14 protein-coding genes and 1 tRNA gene are annotated in these 14,568 nt (G+C 46.9%); 10 read left to right on the plus strand and 5 right to left on the minus strand.

Features of this window, described 5'->3' with window-relative positions:
- Nucleotides 1-54 precede the first annotated feature (54 nt).
- The gene (locus Q0198_RS01615; RefSeq protein WP_297894264.1) at nt 55-411 is read left to right on the plus strand and encodes an EexN family lipoprotein; all 357 of its coding nucleotides are present in this window, start codon (nt 55-57) and stop codon (nt 409-411) included.
- Between the two features lie 230 nt (nt 412-641).
- On the opposite strand, the gene Q0198_RS01620 is transcribed toward Q0198_RS01615, so the two are convergent.
- Together Q0198_RS01620 and murI are read right to left on the minus strand one after the other, a co-directional pair.
- Nucleotides 642-1,106: a tetratricopeptide repeat protein gene (locus Q0198_RS01620; protein WP_297894267.1), complete on the minus strand. Its 465-nt coding sequence runs from the start codon at nt 1,104-1,106 to the stop codon at nt 642-644.
- Between the two features lie 761 nt (nt 1,107-1,867).
- The gene (gene murI / locus Q0198_RS01625; RefSeq protein ID WP_297894270.1) at nt 1,868-3,196 is read right to left on the minus strand and encodes a glutamate racemase; all 1,329 of its coding nucleotides are present in this window, start codon (nt 3,194-3,196) and stop codon (nt 1,868-1,870) included.
- Nucleotides 3,197-3,385: 189 nt separating this feature from the next.
- Here murI and Q0198_RS01630 point away from each other — a divergent pair, with 189 nt between their 5' ends.
- Nucleotides 3,386-4,066 (plus strand): tetratricopeptide repeat protein, encoded by a 681-nt coding sequence (locus Q0198_RS01630; protein ID WP_297894273.1) that lies wholly within the window; start codon nt 3,386-3,388, stop codon nt 4,064-4,066.
- 763 nt (nt 4,067-4,829) lie between these two features.
- On the opposite strand, the gene nfo is transcribed toward Q0198_RS01630, so the two are convergent.
- Nucleotides 4,830-5,684: a deoxyribonuclease IV gene (gene nfo, locus Q0198_RS01635; RefSeq protein ID WP_297894276.1), complete on the minus strand. Its 855-nt coding sequence runs from the start codon at nt 5,682-5,684 to the stop codon at nt 4,830-4,832.
- A gap of 348 nt (nt 5,685-6,032) precedes the next feature.
- Nucleotides 6,033-6,527 (minus strand): hypothetical protein, encoded by a 495-nt coding sequence (locus Q0198_RS01640; protein WP_297894279.1) that lies wholly within the window; start codon nt 6,525-6,527, stop codon nt 6,033-6,035.
- A 77-nt stretch (nt 6,528-6,604) separates the two neighbouring features.
- On the opposite strand from Q0198_RS01640, the gene Q0198_RS01645 reads away from it, so the two are divergent.
- From Q0198_RS01645 to Q0198_RS01680, 8 genes are all read left to right on the plus strand, one after another.
- Nucleotides 6,605-6,679: transfer RNA gene (locus Q0198_RS01645), tRNA-Glu, on the plus strand.
- A gap of 247 nt (nt 6,680-6,926) precedes the next feature.
- Nucleotides 6,927-7,664 carry a spore coat protein gene (locus tag Q0198_RS01650; RefSeq protein WP_297894281.1) on the plus strand — a complete coding sequence of 246 codons (738 nt, stop codon included), beginning with the start codon at nt 6,927-6,929 and terminating at the stop codon, nt 7,662-7,664.
- Nucleotides 7,648-8,847, plus strand: coding sequence for a multidrug effflux MFS transporter (locus Q0198_RS01655; RefSeq protein ID WP_297894284.1), 1,200 nt, complete (start codon nt 7,648-7,650; stop codon nt 8,845-8,847). Before Q0198_RS01650 ends, Q0198_RS01655 begins: the two co-directional genes overlap by 17 nt.
- A 102-nt stretch (nt 8,848-8,949) precedes the next feature.
- Nucleotides 8,950-10,773, plus strand: a complete 1,824-nt coding sequence (gene thrS / locus Q0198_RS01660) for a threonine--tRNA ligase (RefSeq protein WP_297894286.1) — start codon at nt 8,950-8,952, stop codon at nt 10,771-10,773.
- Nucleotides 10,770-11,291, plus strand: coding sequence for a translation initiation factor IF-3 (gene infC, locus Q0198_RS01665; protein WP_177388239.1), 522 nt, complete (start codon nt 10,770-10,772; stop codon nt 11,289-11,291). Before thrS ends, infC begins: the two co-directional genes overlap by 4 nt.
- A gap of 313 nt (nt 11,292-11,604) precedes the next feature.
- Nucleotides 11,605-11,796 (plus strand): 50S ribosomal protein L35, encoded by a 192-nt coding sequence (gene rpmI, locus Q0198_RS01670; protein WP_005871089.1) that lies wholly within the window; start codon nt 11,605-11,607, stop codon nt 11,794-11,796.
- Between the two features lie 98 nt (nt 11,797-11,894).
- Nucleotides 11,895-12,251 (plus strand): 50S ribosomal protein L20, encoded by a 357-nt coding sequence (gene rplT / locus Q0198_RS01675; protein ID WP_297894289.1) that lies wholly within the window; start codon nt 11,895-11,897, stop codon nt 12,249-12,251.
- Nucleotides 12,252-12,379: 128 nt separating this feature from the next.
- The gene (locus tag Q0198_RS01680) at nt 12,380-14,341 is read left to right on the plus strand and encodes an autotransporter domain-containing protein (RefSeq protein ID WP_297894292.1); all 1,962 of its coding nucleotides are present in this window, start codon (nt 12,380-12,382) and stop codon (nt 14,339-14,341) included.
- Here the strand turns inward: Q0198_RS01680 and Q0198_RS01685 are convergent.
- Nucleotides 14,313-14,568 (minus strand): hypothetical protein (locus Q0198_RS01685; RefSeq protein WP_297894295.1); only part of this gene is annotated, 256 nt, incomplete at its 5' end. The two genes, Q0198_RS01680 and Q0198_RS01685, sit on opposite strands and share 29 nt — an antisense overlap.

The following is a 14,568-nucleotide window of genomic DNA, read 5'->3' on the forward strand; positions in this document are numbered from 1 at the left end:
AATTTCAAACAAGGAGAATGAAATGAAAAATCCTAAAATGTTCCTCTGGGGGGGGTGTTAGCTGCTTTATTAGTAGGCTGCGGTGACGATACCGAGGTAAAGACCAAGGAGTATTACGATATTCATCTAAATGAGGCTAAAGAGGTTTTGGCAAAGTGCGATTTCAATACCCTTAAAGACGGAAGCAACTCATATAAAAATTGCGTAAACGCTAAAACGGTCGTAGAGGAAAAGAGTATGGCGTATACTGTTGATTACTACCTAGAGCATTGGGACGAAGCTCAGGCTATCATGGAAAAATATAAAGACAAAGAACCCGCAGATCCGAATAGTGTCGAAGCCGTCAATTTGAGACATGCTTATGACGCTTCTTTTATAAGAAGATCAAATACTCCTTTGAAAATAAAATAAATCAAATTTTGAACTCTTAATACATTTTAATACTCTGCGCCTTCGGTGCAGAGTGAATTTGCCCTGTGCGGCGCCTTGAAATTTAATCATTTTAAAATTTACGCCGCGCGGCTAGTCTAAATTTCACTCGGCGGCGGTTTGCGCGGCGCGCTAAATTTAACTTCGCTCGCGCCTCTTATCCGCACCCTATTCTAAATTTAAAATTTCAAATTTTCGGCGCGCATTTAAATTTAATATCCTAGCTCGCTTAGCCGTTTGTAGTCATCGCAGCCGAGCTGATCCCCTAAATTGCACGCTTTGCGAAAATACTCCTTCGCGAGCTTTGCATCTCTGCCTACGCCTCTGTAACCATCATACATATTACCGACGTTACGGCAGCCCCTACTCATGCCCGAATCGCATACTTTCGTAAATAATTCGATCGCTTTTTTATAATCCGCGTCTACCAAACATAAACTACCCAGAACAAGACATCCTAGATTATCCCCCAAATCACACGCTTTGGAATATAGCTCGTTTGCTTTTTTATAATCTTGCTTTACACCCTCCTCACCCCGCTCATACAAGGCCCCGAGATTAATGCAGCTTTCCGTGTTATTTTGCTCGCATTCGCTTTGTAGCTTTTGGATAACGACATTCACCTCAGTAGCAAGCAGGGTTGCCGCACTTAAGAAAATCCAAATCACTTTTTTCATGATCTGATCCTTATTGAAAATTTCGCTATTTTATGAAATACAGGCTTAAATTTAAAGTAATTTACCAAAACGGTAATACAAATAGCTGCAAGGGCGACAAATAATCGTAATTAAACAATAAGGCGGCGGTGAAATTTCGCAACCTTATGCGTCAAATTTCGCAGTGTGATGTGCTAAATTTCACGATCTCACATGCCGCTAGTCAAATTTTCTCGGAGGCGGTTTGCGCGGCGTGCTAAATTTAACCTCTCTCGCGCACTTTATCCGCGCCCTAGTCTAAATTAAAATTTCAAATCCGCGGCGATAGTTCGTGCGACGCGAGGCAACTCCCCATATACAACGTCTCGGCTTACGTTATTAAATTTAAAGAAGCGACAGCGTCTTTCTCACGCTATATTGTTTCAAGTCATACGGCGGCGTTGTGCGTTAAATCTTAAATTTACGTGCTGGGCGGCGGAAGGCAGCATTTATCCCATAAAATTTTAACTTTCGCACACCGGGCGACGGCTAGGCCCTATTGATCGCGCACCGCGCGAAGCCGCTTCTAAATCATCAAGCCGAGTTAAATTTTTTAGCGCGCTGAAATTTTAGTCTGCATTACGACGCGCCAAAATTTTAATTTGCGTTGCGATTTATAGCGCATCAAAATTTTAACTTTCACGGCACGATCTGTGATGCGCTATAATTTTAATTAAAATTTTAATCTGCGTGGTGCGATACGATAAAATTTCAAGCTGCCCTGCGGCTCACAGGCACGTAGCTTAGTCGATTGCTCGCATCGCATCGAGCCGCTTTAAAAATATCTCCACCTTGCACAGCTGCGCCGCATCTAGCGCCCTGCCCGAATAAAAATACTCCACGCTGTTGCCGTGAGGATAATTCACACGCGAAATACCCGCCTCTTCGCTTCGCGGCTCAAATTCTAAGGACAAATCCGCGCCGTCTCTAGAATAAAGCTTAAGCTGCGAATTCGTATCTACGGCGCGCGGCGACATGCGGCATTTGTCTTCGTCGCGCTGCTCTACGCCGTGCGCATCGCCTGCCAGCCTGCCGTCGCGCTCGCTGGCATCAAGTTCGCCCGTTTGTGAATTTGCGCTAAATTTTATATCACCGTCTGCGTCAAATTTATCCGCACAAACCTGCGATTTTATATCGCGCGAAGTATCCATGCCGCAGCCGCGCTCATCCGCGTTAGAAAACTCATCGCACTCATCATACCTCACTACGCCGTTTTTTATGGTGCCGCACGACACTGCACGAAGTCTGCTCATACCTTGCTCTATCATATCGGGCTTGCTCTCGCCGCAACTTTCTGTGTCGCGCCCGCCGCCGCTATTATCGCGACCTTCTACGCCCCGCTTGTTCTTGCCTTTTATGCTCTCGCCGTCCGCGTTAAATTTAGCCGCCCGCGAGGGCAAATCCTCGCCGCATGCGAGCTTCAGCCCTCCGCCCAGCTCGCTTGCCAGGCGGTTTAGCGTGCCGTCGATGCCGTCGATGATGCGCACGTGAGGCGGTAAAATTTCGCGCAAAACGTCCTTGAAATAGTTAAAATGCGTGCAACCAAGCACGAGCGAGCCAAGGCGCGCGAGCTCAAATTTAGCCAGTTCCTGGCGCAGATAGGTCTGAACCTCGGGTGAGTCAAACTCCAAATCCTGCGCAAACTCCACGAGGCGGGGTAGCGGTAGGCTCCACGTCTCGCACTCCAGCCGCCCCACGAGGCGCGCGAGCTTTTCGCCGGCGATCGTTAGCGGCGTGGCGATGAGCAGCGTCGGGCGCGTGCCAAAGCTATCCGCAGCGAGCTTGACGGCGGGCTCCATGCCGATGACCGGCACGCTAAATGCGCCGCGAAGCTCCGAGATAGCCGCGCTCGTGGCGGTGTTGCAAGCAACGACGACCGCGTCCGCGCCGCGCGAGACCAAAAACCCAACAGCATCGAGGCTCAGCCGCACGATCTCGGCCCTACTTTTCGTGCCGTAGGGGACGTGATCCTCGTCGGCAAAATACAAAAACTCCGCCCCGCTAAACCGCCGCAGAGCCTCAGCTAGCACGCTTAGCCCGCCGATACCCGAGTCAAAAAACGCTATTTTCAAATCTTTATCCAAGGTTAAATTTCAAAAAAGGGATTATAGCCCAATTCAGGTAAAATTTAAATTTTGAGCGGCTTTAGCGGCTCTGTAGCCGTTAAATTCTCGCTACCTTATTAAAATTCGCGATAAATTTAATCAATTTTTTAGGGGGGGGGGTAAAATTAGCCAAATTTTACCCGGAAAGGATACTAAATGAAAAAATTGCTATTTGCGTTGGCGCTCGCCGCTTGCTTTGCGTTCGGCGCGCCTGATCTTGCGACTGCGGAAAAAGAGTGCGATGGCGGGAATATGAAATCTTGCGCCGAGGCAGGATTGCAATGTAAGGATAACGCAAAAAAGCTAAAACTATTTGAAAAGGCTTGTAACGGCGGAAATAGGCTCGGTTGTCTCGGGGTCTCGGGCGTAATGATGCAAGAAGATCCAAAAAAAGCCGTCGAGTATTTTGAAAAAAAATGCGACTCTGGAGACGCTCTTGATTGCGCATTATTAGGGGCCATGTATAAGGACGGAGACGGAGTCGAAAAAGATATATCAAAAGCGGTAATTTATTATGACAAAGCTTGCGACAGAGGAAATGGACTAGCATGCGCTATGTTGGCAGAGATGTACGGCAATGGAGATGGCGTTAAAATGGATGCGGTAAGACAGCAGGTTTATTATAAAAAAGGTTGCGACATAGCAGGCGAATTACTGGATTGCTACAATTTTGCGTTTTTTAACCATTATATCGAAAAAGATAAAAGTAAAGCCGCGCAATATTACAAGAAAGCTTGTAATTCAGGCAAAAATAGTTCCTATCTTGATCTTCCCAATATGACGGAGTTGAAGAATATTTGGCAAAAATCCTGCGATATGTATGAGCTGCTAAAATAGCGCGCCGAGCTGCAGCCGGTACAATACGCGTCGGCGGCGGTTTAAATCCCGCTGCATCTAAATTTAAATCGCGGCGGTATGCTGCTAAGCCCAACGATAAAATTTTAAACTAATCGAATGCTCTTAAAGTAGAATTTAGCGTAAATTTACACGGATCCTGCATAGATTTTAGCGCAAGCAAAGCGCTAAAATGAAGAGGCAGATTTGTCATAAGCAAATACGTGCCAAAAAGCATAGATTGGTACGCAGTAGAATTTTAAGTTAGAATTACGTAGCCTTATGCGCTTGCGCCTTCGCATGGATTGGGCGAAAGTGGAATTGCAAGATTGGAATTTACGCAGTCGCAAATATAAAGCTTAGCGTCGATTTTTTGATTCGGAATTTAGAATTTTAAAATTCCTAGAGCTTCGAATCTGGCGCTGAGCCTTGAAATATCGTAGCGATAAATTTTAAAATTTATCGCTACATCGCTTTAAAAATATTGCTTGAAAATTTTAATTATGCAGCGTAAAATTTTTCATTTCTGCCGCGACGCTGCGTTTTTCTATAAAAATTTTGCTCTTTTGCTCTGGTGCTGTGTTTTCGTCGTAGAATTTCGCGACTTTTTTGCCGCGGCATTCTTAACGCGCGATCCTCATTATTTTGCTTGTTAAAATTTAAGTGATAAATCCCACGATGTAAACGCAGGGCATAGGGCTTTTATCGCTGGCGCCACTTTGAAGCGAAATGAGATAAATTCTACGTGGCGCAAAGGGTTGCCTGATTAGGCTTTACGGCGTCCTTGCATACTGCGCAAAAGTGCGATCTCCTCCGCCCAGAGGCCCTCGTCGATCGTTTCTAAAATCAGCGGGATCTCGTCGATGTTCGGGTCATTCATGATGTTTTCAAACGCCGCAAGCCCCAAAAATCCGCGCCCGAGGCTCTCGTGTCGATCTTTGCGCACGCCAAGCTCATTTTTCGTGTCGTTTAGGTGCATGCCGCTTAAAAATTTATAGCCGATCACGCAGTCAAACTCGCTCATCGTGCGCTCGTAAGCCTGCCGGCTGCGCAGATCGTATCCTGCGGCGAACGCGTGACAGGTATCGATACAGACGCCGATGCGATCTTTGTTTGAAATTTTATCGATCACGTAAGCGAGCTGAGCGAAATCATAGCCGAGATTGGAGCCCTGGCCGGCGGTGTTTTCGAGCACGAGCTTGACGCCACTGGTGTTTGCGATGGCGAAATTTAGCGACTCTGCGATATTATCCAGGCACACTTGAGCTGAAATTTCATTTAGATGCGAGCCCGGATGAAAGTTCAAAAGCCTAAGCCCGAGCGCCTCGCAGCGGCGAATCTCGTCTATGAAGGCGTTTAGGGACTTCTCGCGCTCCGCCTCGCGCGGATGGCCTAAATTTATGAGGTAGCTGTCGTGCACCAAAACATGCTCCGCGCGAATGCCGCTTTGCCTCAGCGCGTCCTTAAATGCGGCGATCTCCTCTGCACTAAGCGGCGGCGCATCCCATCTGCGCTGATTTTTGACGAACATTGCAAACGCGTCCGCCCCGATCTTTGCGGCGTTTAGCGGCGCGTTAGAAACCCCGCCGCTAGCGCTCACGTGCGCTCCGATCCGCTTCATTTTACCTCCTAAATTTTATTTTACGTCACGCGGAAAAATTTCATAACCTCTGCCGTGCGCGGATTTTCTAAATTTAAATCCACATTTTTTCCTTCGCATGTACGCACTGCTTGGTAAATTTCGCCGCAAAGAGCCGGCGCAGAGCGCCAATAAAACCGCGCCGTTTGTGCAGCTTAGGCGGCTACCCCGCCGAGTAGTGGAATTTTGACCTCTCGCGCTGTGTTTTGAGGCGGCTACTGGGCACATTATTTCCGCGCGCTTACAAACATAAGATGCGTAGAATTTTACTCGTTAGCGCCGCCCTGCGGAGTAGTATTTCACGTGCTACGAATACTCGCCGCGCGAGATTTACTGCAGCTCGCGGATTTTGATCTTTACGCCGCGTTTTACGTCGGCGAAGCTTATGGATCTTCCGCCGCCGTCCTTGTCGCGGCAAACCTTATAATCGATAGAGCCATCTTGCAGGCTTTGCGCGAGGCAACGGCGCTCGCCTGCGTCGCTGCCGCCAAAGATCGGCTTGCCGTCTAGGATTTGGCCGAGAAGCCCGCGGTAGTGCTCGGTGCCGAAGAATTTTTTATTGAAAACGAGCTCGTCGTCGCACGCGCCGTTCATGCAAATTTTATCGCCCTTTAAAATCAGGTTTAGCACGCTGATGCCGCTTGCGTAAATTTGAACCTCGGTTTGGTTCTTAAATTTACGCATAAAGCCCGCGTCGCTGGTGCGGGTAAGCGGTGAAACGACGGTGAAATTTACAGCTTGCGTAGAAGCGGGCTTGAGTGCAGTGGTAGCGCAGCCTGCGAGCAGAAGCGAAAGTGCAAGCGGCGTCAGAAAAGAGCATTTCATAAATAATCCTTAATTTAAGTTGGGTTTAAGTGCGTCTTGAGTAGAATATCGCCTTTAATCTTAATACCAGATTAAGTGGCCCCTTCGTCTAACGGTTAGGACATCGCCCTTTCACGGCGGTAAAACGAGTTCGAATCTCGTAGGGGTCGCCACTTCTAGTTTCAAAATTTTTTGACACAAATCTTAGTTTTTGTAAAATTCTGAAATTTTATCTAACTTCTAAATTTCAAAATTATACGCTTTTGCTGCTTCCTGCGCTACAAAATTCCAAGACTGCAATAAAATTCTACTTGATAGTTTTAAAATTTAGCTCCGCCGAATTTACGTAATAAATTTTATGCAAACAAATAAAACTCGCAAATTTAGCTCTTTCTAAAAAAAATTCGCTAAATTTATTGAATGCAAAATTTTAAAGAATATGTAAATGAAATTCTAAAAAATCATCCTGGCGAGCGCGTCACGAGCTTTAGTTTCGAGGGCGAGAAATACTGGCTCAAGCAGCCGGAGCTGCGCATCCGCGGCGGATTACTTACGAAAATATTTAAAGCAAATCCGAAAGCCGCTTTCGATTACGAAGCGCTAAAATGCGAGAGCCTGTACGCAGCCGGCGCGCCTGTGCCGCAACTGGTGCTGCGAGACGAGAGCTTTTTCGTACTCAAAGACGGCGGCACGCCAGTGGACGAGGTGCTAAAAAGCTCGGATGAGGCATCTTGCGTGGCGCTCATTCAGGGCTACGCTGCGGCGTTAGCACATTTACATTCGCGCGGCTTCATACACGGCAGACCCGCACTGCGCGACGTCTTGGTAAAAAACGGCGAGATGAAATTTATAGATTTTGAAAATCGTGGCGAGCGCGGTAATCTGCAAAAAGCCAAAATGCGAGATTTTTTGTTGTTTGTCTATGATCTTTGTCGCGAAGGGTTGAACGAAGGTTTGGTGCGCGCAGGCATCCGCGCCTACGACTTAAACGGCGGACAGGACGTAGTGCAAAGTGCGTGGGCTACGGTACTTGCGCTGCGTCCGATATATTTTATCGCCAGGCTCTTGCCGCAAAAATTTAAAGATCTAAACGCGCTCGTGCGCACGTTTGAGCTCTGCCTAAAAATAATTGAGAAAAACGATGGTCAAACAAAGTAAATTCGCTAAATTTAAGCTGGTGATTATACTTGCCTATATGTCGGCTCTGGCGCCCTTATCTACCGATATGTATCTGCCCGCGCTGGAAAAGGTAAAGGCAAGCTTTGCTACGAGCGAGTTTTACACTCAGCTATCGGTTGCGAGCTTTTTCATCGCTTTTGCGCTAGGACAGCTCGTTTATGGACCGCTAAGCGATAAATTCGGTCGTAAAAAGCCGTTATACGCGGGCATTTTGCTTTTTATATGTGCGTCGCTTGCCTGCGTGAGCTTTGATAGCGTTTATGCGTTTATATTTTTTAGGTTTTTGCAAGCTTTGGGCGGGTGCGCGGGAGTGGTACTTGCGAGAGCTGTTATTAATGACAAATTTGAGTTGCACGAGGCTGCGGCGATGTTTGCGCTGATGATGGTCGTGGGCTCGCTAGCACCGATGCTAGCACCAACTCTAGGTGGATTTGTGCTAGATTTTTTCTCATGGCAAGCGATTTTTGCGATTTTGTTTGCGCTTGGAATTTTGCTTTTTGCATTTATATTTTTCGGACTCGACGAGAGCGCTCAGATAGACAGGACTGCTACACTTAGCGTAAAAGGCGTGCTTGGCGAATACGGCATAATCTTGCGAAATAAAGAATTTATGCGCTATACGCTAGGATTTGCGGTTGCGATGAGCGCACTTTTTGCTTATATCACGGGCTCTAGCTTTATATTTTTGGGCTATTATGGGCTGGGCGAGCATGCCTTTGGCGTAATATTTGGCATCAACGCTCTTGGAATGACCCTTGTTTCGGCACTAAATGCCAAACTCGTGCAAAATCGCGAACCCGCAGCTTTATTAAATTTCGGCCTAATAGCTATGCTTGTGACGAGCCTGATTTTGCTCGCATGCGCTATGCTTGGCCTTCCCTTCATCTGCTTTGAGGCTTCGCTTTTCGTATTGCTTTCATCGCTCGGCTTTGTCGCGCCTAACGCCACGACGCTTGCGATGGCGCTGTATAAGGACGGCAACTCTGGCGCAGCTTCGGCGGTACTGGGGACTGCGCAGTTTGCTATTGCCGGGGCTATTTCGTTTATCGTGGGTGCAGTGGGAGCGAATAAGCCGTTTTTGCTCGCAAGTGTGATGGCGATTTGTGCTCTTTGTGCGAACGCTGTGTATTTTTTATTGCGAGAAAAGAATCAAAAATTTTAATTTTAATATTTTTTAAATTTATCGTTAAGGATTGATTAGCTAAAATTAACTCTCGTTCTTTCAGTGTAAGAAAGACAATTCGGTAAAAAAGGAAACAAGCCAATGAGCGATATTATCGCATATAAACTTAACGGTGAAATTTATGATACTCAAAGTATCGGCGAGCACACAAGCGAGGCGCAGCCGATATATTTCGATAACTCCGAGGACGCGCTTAAAATTCTGCGCCACTCCTGTGCGCACCTTTTGGCGCAGGCGGTGCGTGAGCTCTATGCGGGCGCAAAATTTTTCGTAGGACCTGCGATCGAGGATGGGTTTTACTATGATATGCGCGTCAGCAAAGATAACGGCGAAAAGCTCGGCGAAGAGGATCTAAAGACGATCGAAAAAAAGATGCGCGCGCTTGCCGAGGCAAATTTAGAGATTAAAAAGATAGCCTCCACTAAAGAGGCGGTCGCGAAAAAATATGCAAACGACGATCTTAAACAGGAAGTTTTAAAACGTATCCCCGAAGGCCCGGTTAGCTTATACGCGCAGGGCGAGTTTGAGGACATCTGCCGCGGACCGCATGTGCAAAATACGAAATTTTTGAAAAATTTCGCCCTTACGCGCATCGCGGGGGCGTATCTCGGCGGCGATGAAAAGCGCGAGATGCTAACTCGCATCTACGGCGTCGTATTCGCCGATAAAGATAGCCTTAAAAAACACCTTACGATGCTAGAAGAAGCCAAGAAGCGCGATCACCGAAAGCTCGGAGCCGAGATGAAATTTTTCACCTTCGACGAGCAGATCGGCGCGGGACTTCCGATCTGGCTTCCTGCCGGCACGAGGATGCGTATAAAGCTCGAGGAGCGCCTTTATAGGCAGCTTCGCAAGCGCGGCTACGAGCCGGTGCGCGGCCCTGAAATTTTAAAATCCGACGCGTGGAAGATCAGCGGTCACTACAGCAACTACAAAGAAAATATGTATTTTACGACGATCGAGGATCAAGAATACGGCATCAAGCCGATGAACTGCGTCGGTCACATCAAGGTTTATCAAAGCGAGATCCGCTCATATCGCGATCTGCCGCTTAAATTTTGCGAGTACGGCGTCGTGCACCGCCACGAAAAAAGCGGCGTCTTGCACGGGCTTTTCCGCGTGCGCGAGTTTACGCAGGACGACGCGCATCTGTTTGTGATGCCGAGCCAGATCAAAGAAAACGTCTATGAAATTTTGGATTTCGTGGGGCTCTTGATGAAGGCTTTCGGCTTTGAATACGAGCTTGAAATTTCGACCAAACCGCAAAAAGCGGTCGGCGACGACGAGGTTTGGGATATCGCGACGAAGGCCTTAAAAGACGCGCTTGACGAAAAGGGCTTAAAATACGGCTTAGACGAGGGCGGCGGCGCATTCTACGGGCCTAAGATCGACATCAAAATCACCGACGCGCTCGGCCGAAAATGGCAGTGCGGCACGGTGCAGGTCGATTTTAACCTGCCTGCGCGCTTCGAGCTTGGCTACATCGACGAAAATAACGAAAAAAAGCAGCCCGTGATGCTGCATCGCGCGATTTTGGGAAGCTTCGAGCGCTTCGTGGGGATTTTGCTCGAGCACACCGCGGGCGAGCTTCCGTTTTGGATCTGTCCTATGCAGGTATCGATCGTGCCGATCGGCGAGGCGCACGCAGACTACGCGAAAGAAATTTTAAATTTGCTGCGCGAAGTAGACATTGACGGCGAAATTTTAGATAAAAACGAGACGTTAAATAAACGAATCAGAACGGCTGAAAAGCAGAAGGTGCCGCTCATCATCGTCCTGGGCGATAATGAAGTTTCGGCTCGTAGCGTGGCTCTGCGCGATCGCAGGGCGCGCGAACAGCGAAATTTAGGGCTGGATGAGTTTTTAAATTTCGTAAAAGCTAAATTAAACGAGGTGAATTTTTGAGCAGAGGCAAAGAGGTTTTTCTAAACGAGGACATTCCGGCTAGCGAAGTCAGGTGCATAGGCGACAACGGCGAGGTTTACGGCATAATTTCAAAGGCGCAGGCGCTGCAAATCGCCGAGCGAGAGGGTGTGGATCTGGTTTTGATAGCGCCCGATGCAAAGCCGCCCGTTTGCAAGGTCATGAACTACAGCAAATTTCGCTATCAGCAGGAAAAAAAGCTCAAAGAGGCGAAAAAAAAGCAAAAAATCATCGAGGTTAAAGAGATTAAGCTGTCCGCCAAAATCGCTCAAAACGACATTAATTACAAAGTAAAACACGCGAAAGAATTCCTTAGTAGCGGCAAACACGTCAAGCTTCGCGTATTTTTAAAAGGGCGCGAGATGTCGAGCCCAGAAATCGGCGTAAATTTGCTCAATAAAATTTGGGACGAATTTTTCGCAGAAGTTGCCGATCGCGATAAGGCGCCTGCGCTGGAGGGCCGCTACGTAAATATGCTGATCACGCCGAAAAAGGCGTAGAGTAAATTTAGCGGTATTTGCGCTGCATGCGGCAAAATTTTAAAATTTCGCGCTGTTTCTTCGCGGTACAGCGCGTAAATTTAAGCCAAATAGCGTAAATTTTAAAATTTAATGTGGGCTAAGTTTATCTCTAAATTTAGCCCTTTAAATTTATATAGAATTTTCAGATTAAACGGAACCGCAAGCTAAACGCGCGGTAAAATTTAACTTTAAATTTATCTTGCGTTAATTTAAGCTACAAAATTCCTTAAATTCAAATTTTTCAAAGAAACTTTATTATATACTTCTTGTTCACTTTAAAAAAAGGACGACCATGCCAAAGATGAAAAGCGTGCGCGGTGCCGTCAAGCGTTTTAAAGCGGGCAAAAACAAGATCAAAAGAGGCTCGGCGTTTCGCAGCCACATTTTGACGAAGATGTCTCAAAAACGCAAGAGGAATTTGCGCGAGGCCCAATACGTCGATTCTACGAACGTATCTGCGGTTAAAAAAATGCTTTGCAAATAGTGCGAAGTTAGTTTTTGACGAAAGTCATTCAAACTCCCCTAAATTCATGGATTTTAGGGCAAGATCCCAAAAGGGACGCCGATTAAGAAAGGATTAATATGGCAAGAGTAAAAACGGGCATCGTTAGACGCCGCCGTCACAACAAGGTGCTAAAGCTTGCGCGCGGATTTTATAGCGCAAGACGCAAACATTTCAGAAAGGCCAAAGAGCAGCTGGAGAGAAGCCTCGTTTACGCCTTCCGTGACAGACGCGCGAAAAAACGCGATTTCCGCAGACTTTGGATAGTGCGCATCAATGCAGCTTGCAGGCTAAACGACATCAGCTATTCTAAATTTATAAACGGACTTAGAAAAGCGGGCATCGAGCTTGATAGAAAAATTTTAGCAAATATGGCTATGAACGACGCCGAAGCTTTCGCAACCGTCGCGAAGAAGGCAAAAGAGACATTAAAATAAGCTTTAAAATTTGGCCGCTCCAGGGCGGCTAAATTTTTAAATTTCGACAAAGCTTTTAATTATAAAAGCACGTCTGCAAATTTGTTGAAATTTAAGAATTTGGGTAATTTTATTTGAGGCGGTGCAGAATGCTAAAGTCTTTGAAAAAAATCGTATCTCTTGCGCTTATCGGTGCAGCAGGGTTCGGCTATGCGAGCGAGCAGAATTCCTGGGGCTATGCAAACGCGCAAAAATCACCTTCCAACAACACTTCCCGTTCCGACGTAATGAGCGCTGCGGATAGCTTGGGCGCGAAATTAAGCAGGCGCGACGCGGCTAGCGATAACTCCGCGAGCGACGAGTATGAAAACTCATTTCGTATCAAGCTCGAGTACGCAAGGGGCTTTGCCAAAAAGGGTTCATATTCGGGCAGGCTTAATAATCAGCGCGTTATGATGCCTGCGTTTCGCTGGACGGGCAATAGCGGCGTAAATGCCGAGTTTTGGAACGGTATTACCAATATAGGCGGCGCACTGGTTCCTTATGTGGCTTTCGGTTCATACGAGGCGGCGATACCGGGCGATCAAACTACGCAATATCTGGTCAGAAGGGATGAAGACGCCGTTCAGATGAAGCGAAATATCGCGGCGGGCATATCAAATTTAGGCTATACCTATACTAAAAATTCTACTAGAAATCTAAATTTAGTCTATGCCGATATCGATAATTTCGTAAATTTCTACGGCAGAGAAAATATCGCAGGATACTTCATCGACGAGGTTAATACCGAGAATAATCCCGCAACTATCGCCTATATGGAGAGTATCTACAATTATATCAAGACTAAATACCCGGGAATGCTCGTTTTGGCAAACAACGGTTGGGGCGTGCGCGACGCCATAGCTCCCTATGCGGACGTTTGGATGCTGCAAGAGGTGAGCGCGGACGACTACATAAACCACTATCGTCCTAGAACCTCTGAGTTTGAAAAAGACCCGGCAAATTCCTCTAAAATTTTGCATGTCATATACAACGCCAGACCCGATCAATACGACGAAATCATAAGATTATCTCGCGAGCGCAACGCGGCAAATTTATTCATCACCTCCGATACGAATGCCTATCCTAGCGGATACGATGATCTGCCTACCTATTTTGAAGCGCTGATGCTGGCGATCAATAACTTCACGCCTAAAAACGGCAGCCTGTTTTCGCAGGTCGCAAGAGGCGGTAACCGCATAGGCATCGAGATGCCGCGCTCGAAGGTCGATCTGGATCTTACAAAGCTTGCAAGAAATTCTGCTTATAAAAATTTAACCGACACCGACGGGCAGGAGTTTAACGTAAACGTAAGCGCGATTGGAAACTACGGCGGGGATTACAAAGACCGCTCGGGTGGCGTCAAATACGATCACAAGAGCGACGGAATTTTACTCGGAGCCTCCAAGAGAGTGGATGATCTTACGCTGGGCGTGATCTTTGGGTACCAAAAATCAGACGCTTGGTATGAGGGTAAATTCGACGGCGTCAAAGAAAACATCAAATCCTACGAGCTCGGTCTGGCGGGCAGATACGATTTTAACGAGAACGTGGATCTGGCGGTAAATTTAACATATTCGACAAACGATCATAAATTTGAAACCAACAACGGATTCGGCGCTATCCACGGCGCGAAATACAAGTCGCAAATTTGGGATCTTAGCGCGAGAGCAGGATATAAATTTTTATTTGAAAGCGGCTATATTAAGCCATATTTGGGGCTTGGAGCGATTATGGTGAACGAGGATGCGATCTCTAGGCTTAAATTTAGCTCCGCTTCAAAAACTGCGCCAAACGGCACCGCGGGAATTTACGCAATCAAAGCTTTTGGCGATCTACAGATATTCGCAAATGCGGAGTACGAACATCGATTTAGTGGCGATTCGTATCATGCGAGCAGAAAGTATTCGGACAGATATGACATCGAGGGGCTTGATTATTCTAGCGGCGTATTTAACGGCGCGATCGGGCTGAAATATAATATCCTTCAAAGCGTCGGACTCAGCGCGTCGTACGAGTTAAGCGAGAGCAAAAATAGCCTCGCTAGAGCGGCTTTTGACGTGGAGTTTTGATTTTAATCGGAGTAGTCCAAGATAGGCAGCTTGAAGCACGATTACAGATTCCTCTTTGCCGCAAAACAAAAATTTTATGAAATTTGCGGCTAAATTTTAACGGGGCTTTGCCGCGAAATTTTAAAATTTCGGCTGCAAGATATTTACTCGTATAATTTCTGCTTTGAAATTCCAGGTAAGACCATTTTTGCGCCGTTTTGGATGCGAAGCGACGAGATAGAATCACT

Origin of the sequence: uncultured Campylobacter sp., assembly GCF_938045205.1 — a bacterium.
Classification (GTDB): Bacteria; Campylobacterota; Campylobacteria; order Campylobacterales; family Campylobacteraceae; genus Campylobacter_B.

Excerpts from the sequence above, each read along its gene's own strand:
- Q0198_RS01620 (WP_297894267.1), bottom strand. The coding sequence starts at position 1,106 with ATGAAAAAAGTGATTTGGATTTTCTTAAGTGCGGCAACCCTGCTTGCT.
- Q0198_RS01630 (WP_297894273.1), top strand. The coding sequence starts at position 3,386 with ATGAAAAAATTGCTATTTGCGTTGGCGCTCGCCGCTTGCTTTGCGTTC.
- nfo (WP_297894276.1), bottom strand. The coding sequence starts at position 5,684 with ATGAAGCGGATCGGAGCGCACGTGAGCGCTAGCGGCGGGGTTTCTAAC.
- Q0198_RS01640 (WP_297894279.1), bottom strand. The coding sequence starts at position 6,527 with ATGAAATGCTCTTTTCTGACGCCGCTTGCACTTTCGCTTCTGCTCGCA.
- Q0198_RS01650 (WP_297894281.1), top strand. The coding sequence starts at position 6,927 with ATGCAAAATTTTAAAGAATATGTAAATGAAATTCTAAAAAATCATCCT.
- Q0198_RS01655 (WP_297894284.1), top strand. The coding sequence starts at position 7,648 with ATGGTCAAACAAAGTAAATTCGCTAAATTTAAGCTGGTGATTATACTT.
- thrS (WP_297894286.1), top strand. The coding sequence starts at position 8,950 with ATGAGCGATATTATCGCATATAAACTTAACGGTGAAATTTATGATACT.
- rpmI (WP_005871089.1), top strand. The coding sequence starts at position 11,605 with ATGCCAAAGATGAAAAGCGTGCGCGGTGCCGTCAAGCGTTTTAAAGCG.
- rplT (WP_297894289.1), top strand. The coding sequence starts at position 11,895 with ATGGCAAGAGTAAAAACGGGCATCGTTAGACGCCGCCGTCACAACAAG.
- Q0198_RS01680 (WP_297894292.1), top strand. The coding sequence starts at position 12,380 with ATGCTAAAGTCTTTGAAAAAAATCGTATCTCTTGCGCTTATCGGTGCA.